Here is a 5093-nt window from a genome sequence, read left to right as displayed (position 1 = left end):
TGGCCATTGATCAGCACCGCGCGCGTCGAGGCCACATTGAGCGACAGACGCAGCAGCGTCGTCACCAGCAGCACCGACGGAAACACCGCGAAGTCCAGCGGCTTGACGGTGTAGGCGGCCACCAGCAGCACGACCACCGACAGCGCGATGTTGAAGCTGAACAGCAGGTCCAGCAGCATCGGCGGCAGCGGCAGGATCATCATCGCCAGCGTCAGCACGATGACCATCGGCATCGCCAGTGCCTGCCACGGCGGCAGGTGCAGCGTCAGGCCGCCCAGCTGCACCACCATCGGATTGCCGCGCGTGGCGGTGGTCGTGCTCATCAGGCACCTGCCTTCGGATCGAGCCCTGCCGGCACCGGCAGGTCAGAGGGAGCGGCCGGCATCGGGCCGCGGCCGGGAATCCAGTGCCGCAGCCGGTAGACATAGGCGAGCACCTGGGCCACCGCGATGTAGAGCGCCTGCGGGATCTCGGCGTCAAGGTCGACCTTCGCGTAGAGCGCCCGCGCGAGCGGCGGCGCCTCCACGAAAGGCACCCGCGCCTTCTGCCCGGCCTCGCGGATGCGCGCCGCCACGTGGTCGACACCTTTGGCGACGACGCGTGGCGCGCCCATGCCGGCCTCGTCGTACCGGATGGCCACGGCGTAGTGCGTCGGGTTGGTGATGATCACATCGGCCGTCGGAACGGCCTGCATCATGCGTGCGAGCGCAACCTCGCGCTGACGCGCGCGGATCTTGCCCTTGATCTGGGGATCGCCTTCAGCCTGCTTGAACTCCTCGCGGGCCTCCTCGTGGGTCATCCGCAGCTTCACCCGATGGCGCCACCACTGCCATGGCACATCGAAAAGCGCCGCGAAGAACAGCACGAGCAGCATCAGGCTGACCCCGGCGATCAGGTTGGCACGGACATGCTCGAGCGCGATCGGCAATGCCGCACGACCCAGACCCAGGTACTCGGCAAGACGGGCGCGCGCGAACCAGCCCGCCACGGCGATCAGCAGACCCGCCAGCAGGATGCCTTTGCCGGCATTGATCAGGCTGTCCTTGCTGAGGATCCTGCCCAGGCCACTGACCGGGTTGAGCCGGGAGAAGTCGGGGGCGAGCGGCTTGGTCGTGATCGCCAGCCCACCGGGGGCAAGCGATCCGATGACCGAGGCGATCGCGAGCAGGGCGGCGCAGGGAAGGACGATCCAGAGCGCGGTGCCGGCGAGCGAAGCCAGCATCTCGGTCATGAGCTGCGGCTCCATGGCCAGCGGGCGATTGAACCGCAGTGCGTGGCGCAGCAGCTCGAGCGATCCCTGGCCGATCGCCGGACCGAGGAGCACCACCGCCAGCAGCGCCGATCCCATCACCATGAGATGGCCGAGATCGCGCGAATGGGGGATCTGACCCTGCTCGCGGGCTTCCGCCAGCCTCTTGCCAGAGGCTTCTAGCTGCTTGTCTTCCTGACTGGTTTCGGAGGCGGCCATCGCGGGGGTTCGAGGAGATCTCGACCCCGATTATTCGCGTGTGACCACGGCCATAAAGCCGGGAATAAGCGGTGACAGCCGCCCTTATTCGAATCCGGCGCGACGATCGGCGGCCGCGCCCTGAGCCCGGGGATCGCGCGCGAGGCGCGGATTGCCCGTCAGTTTCGGCCCTCGCCGCCGGCCTCGTCGGCCAGCTCGGCGCCGTTGAGCAGACGCGACTCTGCCGCGCGATTCATCACCACGATCGAGATGCGCCGGTTGACAGGATGACGCGGGTTGTCGGTCTCCATGGGCACGGCCGAGGCAAGACCCACCACCCGCATGACCTTGCCGTCATCCATGCCCCCGGCCACCAGCTCACGGCGCGAGGCGTTGGCGCGGTCGGCCGACAGCTCCCAGTTGGAATAGCCGCGCTGCCCCCCCCCGTAGGCCGCGCTGTCGGTATGACCTGCGAGCGAGACCTTGTTCGGGACCTCGTTGAGCACCTTGCCGATCTCCCGCAGCAGTTCCCGCATGTAGTCCTTGACGATCGCCGAACCGCTGTCGAACATCGCCCGGTTCTGGTCATCGACGATCTGGATGCGCAGGCCTTCCGGCGTGAAGTCGAGCTTGATCTGCCCGCTGAATCCGGACACCCGGGGGTTGGCCGCGATCGCCGCCTCGAGCTTCTGCTTGAGTTCCTCCAGCATCTTCTGCTCTTCGCGACGCAGCTCGTTGCGCGCGGCCTGGAGGTTGATCTGACGACGCTGCGTGCTCTCGATCTCGCCCCGCTTGACCTGGCCGGCCGAGCGGGTCAGGTCTGTGCCACCGCCCTGCACCACCGACGAGCTGTCACCGCTGCCCGAGCCACCGCTCAGGGCGACCTTCAGCGGCGTGTTGAAGTGCTCGGCAATCCCGAGCAGCTCGCCCTTCGTGGTCGAGCCCAACAGCCACATCAGCAGAAAGAAGGCCATCATCGCCGTGACGAAGTCGGCGTAGGCGATCTTCCAGGCGCCGCCATGGTGGCCATGGCCGCCCTTCTTGATGCGCTTGACGACGATGATCTGGGACTTCTTGTCGGCGGCGGCCATTCGGAGCGCTCGGTCAGTCGTGGAAGGATGGGAGGCGGCAGCCCTGCATCAACTGCGCTTCTGCTTGACGTGGGTCTCGAGCTCGATGAACGACGGGCGCTCGGTGGAGAACAGCACCTTGCGGCCGAATTCCACCGCGATCGCCGGCGCGTAACCCTGCATGCTGGCGAGCAGGGTGGTCTTGACGCAGATCAGCTCCTTGGCCGCCTCCTCCGCCTTCTGCTCGAGCAGGCTGGACAGGGGCGAGACGAACCCGTAAGCCATCAGGATGCCCAGGAAGGTACCCACCAGCGCGCCGGCGATCATCCCGCCGAGCACCGCGGGCGCCGCGCCGACCGAGGCCATGGTCTTCACCACGCCGAGCACCGCCGCCACGATGCCGAACGCCGGCAATGCATCGCCGAGCTTGGCGATCGAGTTCATCGGCCCATGGGCTTCCTGATGGTGGGTCTCGATTTCGCTGTCCATCAGGCTCTCGATCTCGTGCGGATTGAGGTTGCCCGAGACCATCATGCGCAGGTAGTCGGTGATGAATTCCACCAGATGATGGTCACCACCTGCATTCGGATAGCGCTTGAAGATCGGACTCTCGTGCGGTGACTCGACATCCTGCTCGATGGCGATCAGGCCTTCCTTGCGCGCCTTGGTCAGGATCTCGTAGAGCAGCGCCATCAGCTCCATGTAGCGTGCCTTGGTGTACTTGGAGCCCTTGAACAGGGTCGGCAGGGCCTTGACCGTCGCCTTCAGGCTCTTGGCGCTGTTGCCCACCAGGAACGCGCCAATCGCCGCACCACAGATGATGAAGAGCTCGATCGGCGCAGCCTTGGCAAGCACGCCGAACTTGCCACCGGCCAGCGCGTAGCCGCCAAACACCGCGATCAGCACGACGACATAACCGATGATGACGAACATGTGGGGACGCCCGCAGACTGTGGATTCCTGTCTGCTTTCGGCCCACGAGCGCGCTTCTTGAGTTTTCCAAGGCACCGTCTGGCGGACAAGCCGGCCGACAGACGCGCGACAGGATGTCGGCGAGCGCCGCAGCCGCCCTGGCAATCAGCGGGCGCCCTGGGCGCCCATGACGGATCAGGCCCAGCCGGCACCTGAAATGCGAAAAGGCGGGCCATGCCCGCCTTTCCCTTCCGAGCCGACGCCCCGGGAGGCGCCCGCCACAGCAGCCGGTCAGTGGATGGAACCCTCGCGTCGCCCTTTTCCGGCACGAGCCGGGGGTTCGCACAGCCCGCAGACATAGCTGCCGGTGAGTTCGTAGGCATGGTTCACGAAGCTGCCGCCACACCGTGTGCAGCGGGTCAGACACAGCATGCCGGAGTCGACGAACTTCACCAGGCGCCAGGCGCGGGTGATGGACAGCAGCGCCTCGACACCGTGCGTGCGGACTTCCGCTTCATACAGTTGCCAGGCCTTCATCAGCACCTCGACCTCGTCGAGGGCGCTGGCCTTCTGCAGGTACTCATGGATATTGAGGAACAGCGAGGCGTGGATGTTCGGCTGCCAGGACAGGAACCAGTCGGTGGAGAACGGCAGCTGGCCCTTCGAAGGCGACTTGCCGGCCACTTCCTTGTACAGCTTGAGGAGCCGCTCGTAAGGCAGGTTGGTCTCGGACTGCAGCAGCTGCAGACGCGCGCCCATCCCGATCAGCGCGATCGCGCGCTGCACCTGTTTGTTGTCTTCCAGCAGGCTGCGGGTGGCCATGATCAGACCGCCTCGCTGAACTTGCCGGCCATCAGGATGCTGGCATGCAGGCGGGAGGCGCTGGCGTCCTCGCGCTCGGCGCCGCGGCGGCCATGGTCGGAGAGCAGCGACCAGACCATCTCCTCGTCGAAGCGGAAGCGGCACATCAGGGTGTTGCCGGAAGCGACCTTGATCATCTGGCCCGGCGTGAGCGCCTCGATGATGTCGGCAATCTCCTCCGAGATGCCAAGCCGGAAAAGCGACTGCGTTCTGTCGGCGCGAATCAACCGCTGGGCCAGGATCAGGTAGGAAAGATTGGCGTCGCGGATCTCGGACAGCAGGCGTTCATCGGTCATCACGGGGTTCTCCTTGGGTTCCGGCGCGGTGCATTCAAGGAACGCATCCGACATGGCGCCAGTCTCGGAAAAAGCCGGGGTTTCTTGAATCCGAATATGTCGGTGTTTCCTGTCAGGCAGGCGCTGACAGATGTAGGAGTTCTTCCGACAGACCGAGCGTGCTAAAGGCCACAGCCAGGGCGCCGATAACCAAGCCAAGGCGATTCGCCCAACACGGCCAGGCCTGAAACCTGGCGCCCTCCAGTCCCGGGAGCAGGGACTCCCGGACAAGCTGCCTGACCACCGGCAGCGACTTGAGCCAAACAGCAGGAGCGATCACATGACCCAGATCATCAATACCAATGTCCTCTCCCTGAATGCGCAGCGCAACCTCGCGGGCAACGCCGCAAGCCTTGCCACCTCGATCAACCGCCTGTCCACCGGCATGCGGGTGAACAGCGCCAAGGACGACGCCGCCGGCCTGGCGATCTCCGAGCGCATGAGCGCCCAGTCACGCGGCATGGAGAT

The 5093-nt window shown here is 65.8% G+C and carries 7 protein-coding genes; 1 reads left to right on the top strand and 6 read right to left on the bottom strand.

Annotated features, from left to right (window positions below):
- From AC2H6A_RS17760 to flhD, 6 genes are all read right to left on the bottom strand, one after another.
- On the bottom strand, nucleotides 1-290 hold a 290-nt coding region (locus AC2H6A_RS17760), incomplete at its 3' end, for an FHIPEP family type III secretion protein (RefSeq protein WP_484275054.1).
- 32 nt (nucleotides 291-322) lie between these two features.
- The gene (flhB, locus tag AC2H6A_RS17755) at nucleotides 323-1468 is read right to left on the bottom strand and encodes a flagellar biosynthesis protein FlhB (protein ID WP_484275053.1); all 1146 of its coding nucleotides are present in this window, start codon (nucleotides 1466-1468) and stop codon (nucleotides 323-325) included.
- Nucleotides 1469-1626: 158 nt separating this feature from the next.
- Nucleotides 1627-2538, bottom strand: a complete 912-nt coding sequence (motB, locus tag AC2H6A_RS17750; RefSeq protein ID WP_484275052.1) for a flagellar motor protein MotB — start codon at nucleotides 2536-2538, stop codon at nucleotides 1627-1629.
- Nucleotides 2539-2586: 48 nt separating this feature from the next.
- Nucleotides 2587-3450, bottom strand: a complete 864-nt coding sequence (motA, locus tag AC2H6A_RS17745) for a flagellar motor stator protein MotA (RefSeq protein ID WP_484275051.1) — start codon at nucleotides 3448-3450, stop codon at nucleotides 2587-2589.
- A 270-nt stretch (nucleotides 3451-3720) separates the two neighbouring features.
- Nucleotides 3721-4251 carry a flagellar transcriptional regulator FlhC gene (gene flhC / locus AC2H6A_RS17740; RefSeq protein ID WP_484275050.1) on the bottom strand — a complete coding sequence of 177 codons (531 nt, stop codon included), beginning with the start codon at nucleotides 4249-4251 and terminating at the stop codon, nucleotides 3721-3723.
- Nucleotides 4252-4253: 2 nt separating this feature from the next.
- Nucleotides 4254-4586 carry a flagellar transcriptional regulator FlhD gene (gene flhD / locus AC2H6A_RS17735; RefSeq protein WP_484275049.1) on the bottom strand — a complete coding sequence of 111 codons (333 nt, stop codon included), beginning with the start codon at nucleotides 4584-4586 and terminating at the stop codon, nucleotides 4254-4256.
- 319 nt (nucleotides 4587-4905) lie between these two features.
- Here flhD and AC2H6A_RS17730 point away from each other — a divergent pair.
- A partial coding sequence (locus AC2H6A_RS17730) for a flagellin N-terminal helical domain-containing protein (RefSeq protein ID WP_484275048.1) occupies nucleotides 4906-5093 on the top strand: 188 nt, incomplete at its 3' end.

It is taken from the genome of Quisquiliibacterium sp., from assembly GCF_982640115.1.
This window is presented reverse-complemented; position numbering and strand designations above follow the sequence as displayed.

What these genes read in the sequence shown, in the direction of transcription:
- flhB (WP_484275053.1), bottom strand. Translation starts at nt 1,468, where the DNA reads ATGGCCGCCTCCGAAACCAGTCAGGAAGACAAGCAGCTAGAAGCCTCT.
- motB (WP_484275052.1), bottom strand. Translation starts at nt 2,538, where the DNA reads ATGGCCGCCGCCGACAAGAAGTCCCAGATCATCGTCGTCAAGCGCATC.
- motA (WP_484275051.1), bottom strand. Translation starts at nt 3,450, where the DNA reads ATGTTCGTCATCATCGGTTATGTCGTCGTGCTGATCGCGGTGTTTGGC.
- flhC (WP_484275050.1), bottom strand. Translation starts at nt 4,251, where the DNA reads ATGGCCACCCGCAGCCTGCTGGAAGACAACAAACAGGTGCAGCGCGCG.
- flhD (WP_484275049.1), bottom strand. Translation starts at nt 4,586, where the DNA reads ATGACCGATGAACGCCTGCTGTCCGAGATCCGCGACGCCAATCTTTCC.